At 39.8% G+C, this 2,472-nt stretch carries 3 protein-coding genes; 1 reads left to right on the forward strand and 2 read right to left on the reverse strand.

Annotation, left to right across the window (positions count from 1 at the left end; genetic code table 11):
* Positions 1 to 141 precede the first annotated feature (141 nt).
* Entirely contained in the window at positions 142 to 1,107 is a 966-nt protein-coding gene (locus HRU21_12695) for a hypothetical protein (GenBank protein NRA43148.1), read from the reverse strand.
* 246 nt (positions 1,108 to 1,353) lie between these two features.
* A complete protein-coding gene (locus HRU21_12700) occupies positions 1,354 to 2,118 on the reverse strand; it encodes a hypothetical protein (protein ID NRA43149.1) in 765 nt (254 codons plus the stop codon).
* Positions 2,119 to 2,162: 44 nt separating this feature from the next.
* On the opposite strand from HRU21_12700, the gene HRU21_12705 reads away from it, so the two are divergent.
* Positions 2,163 to 2,381, forward strand: a complete 219-nt coding sequence (locus tag HRU21_12705; protein ID NRA43150.1) for a hypothetical protein — start codon at positions 2,163 to 2,165, stop codon at positions 2,379 to 2,381.
* Positions 2,382 to 2,472 lie beyond the last annotated feature (91 nt).

Genomic DNA, 2,472 nt, shown 5'->3' on the forward strand with positions numbered 1-2,472 from the left:
GAAACTGCAGTGAAAACCGCCGTAGACAACTCGTGCGAATAGATAAAACGGTTTGAGACCGTTAGCGGTTATAAAATCAGCTCGTGTAAAAAGGCCGCGACGCGGCCTGTATAAATACCTAACCCTTGAGCTGGTCAAGAGTCAATCCCAATAGCTGTATGCATAGGTAAAAGACTCGTCTACCTTGCCATCCCCATTGTAATCAACTGCTTCTAGGGTGTTATTACCGTAGCTATCGTATTCGTAGCTTACGACTCTATTGGCTAATTGTGAGAGATCGCTGTAATCGCTTACTCTTACTAATTGACCTTGTTGATCGTATTCTTTGATTGTATACCGTTCGATTTCACCATCGTTGCCAGCATCAAAGCTACAGCTAGCTGTTAGACCATCGGCATCATAATTACACTCTTTCTTATAACTATATTGGCCTGTAGTAACATCAAGGTTTTCTACGGCAATCATTCGACCCTGCTGATTGTATTCAGTGCGCATGCTGTAGTCGGTTTGACCATCGGCATTGATATCCTCATCGGCTGCTATTTGCTGCCCCATCGCATCATATCGGTAACGCTTGATGCTATCATCTTCATCGTTAGCATCAATGTCGGTATACTCTGTAATAAGGCGACCATTGTCATCGTATTCAAAGCGGTAGATGATATCTTCGCCATCAGCACCTTTATCATACACTGTTTTTATTAACCGCCCGTTTTCATCATAGTGGTAATAATAATCGTAGATTTTTGTACCTGTTTGAGAATCCCGAACGTGATATTCACGACTGACATGGCCTTGTTCATTGTATTCATAGCTGTAGTCAGTTGACGAAGAAGCGTTATAAATAAGATCGCTAGACTCAAGATGAACCAACAGCCCTGCAGGGTTAAAGTCGCTTATATCAATGTAAGCTATTTCATCGTTGGCATAAATTTGCGTTTCGACTATTTGCTTTATCTCGGGTACTGCCTCCTTAACCACCTGTTGGGTGGCAGGCTCAGCATTGCTATTAGGGTTGATCTGCATCGCCATCTCTACATCAAGGCAGGCAGTTAACAAAACACTTTGGCTAAGTAAGATTACCAATAGAGATTGTTTAGTGGTCATGTGCTTTCTCCCTGATAGAAAAAATTTTCTATTGACTGGTCAATTTTTTGATAGAGAAAGTGTATGTATAAGGGGCTGTAAAAACAAAGAAATGCAGCCCGCTCAAAGCCGCTATAGGCCCAGTAAAGCAGATGATTTGATGCTTAAACTATTAAGCCCATTTAACGGCACAAAAAGCCGGCTTATGCAGGATAAGCGGGCTTTATAAATGAAGATAGCAAGGTGAAGCTGAGATGCCTCAATGAATTACCAATAGGTATTTTGATATTGTCGTGTGCTTTGCGATCCAAAATTTGTGTTAACTTCCACTTGTTCTAAAAGATTACCATTGGCATCGTAGGTAAAGTACTTGATTGACTCTGGTCCCTCTTCTCTAACAATTAAATCGCCATCATAAAAAAATCTTTTTTCATATAAGCTATCACCTAGTCCATCTTTCACCAAAATAAATACCATTCGACCGTCGTTGTCATACTCGTAATCTTTTGTAAAAGATAGCACACCATCATGATATTCCTCTTCTCTGATGAATTGATCAGCATCGTTATAGAAAAAGATAACATACTCATCAATATTACTATCGCGGGAGAAATCGTACTCTAATAAACTCAAGTTACCCAGTTCGTTGTAGCTATAGATAAGATATGTACCTGTTTGACCATTATTACTTGAAGACTCAAGCAAGACGAGCTTGCCCTCATCATCATATTCATAGCTCTCAACGCTATCAACAACACCGTCGGCATCATAATCTTTAAAAATGCTCATCAGTTGCCCCTGCTCATCGTAATCATATTCAAAGATTTGACTCAGTTCCGAGGAGTCATTGTAATAATACATCATGGCATTTTTTAATACCGCAGTTTGTTCACCTTGGATAACATTCTCACCATTATTATCCAAAGTATTTTCAGTGTTAATTTGCATAGCCATATTCGCTTCGATACAGGCGTTTAGTGTGCCTATAACACATAATAAAAGTGAAAGTTTTATAGCTTGATATTTCATCATAAAAGCCCTTTTATTGATTTTTTCTTTAAGGTTGTTATGCGCAAATGATGGCAGCTGATGTCAATCAACACAAAGAAATGCAGCCCGCTCAAAGCTGCTATAAGCCCAGTAAAGCAGATGGTTTGATGCTTAAACTATTACGCCCATTTAACGGCGCAAAAAGCCCGCTATTGAAAAAAGAAAAGGCCGCGATGCGGCCAGGATATAAGGAGATGTTAGATTATATTATTGCAAAAATGCGCGCTGTTTGGTCGCTAGATTAAGCAGCCAAAGCCCGGCTTTATCCTCATCAGCAATCAGCAATAGATTTTCTGTGTATTGGATCATACCCTCAAGTTCTCCAAATATGCTTTG

Source organism: Pseudomonadales bacterium (genome assembly GCA_013215025.1).
Lineage (GTDB): Bacteria > Pseudomonadota > Gammaproteobacteria > Pseudomonadales > DT-91 > DT-91.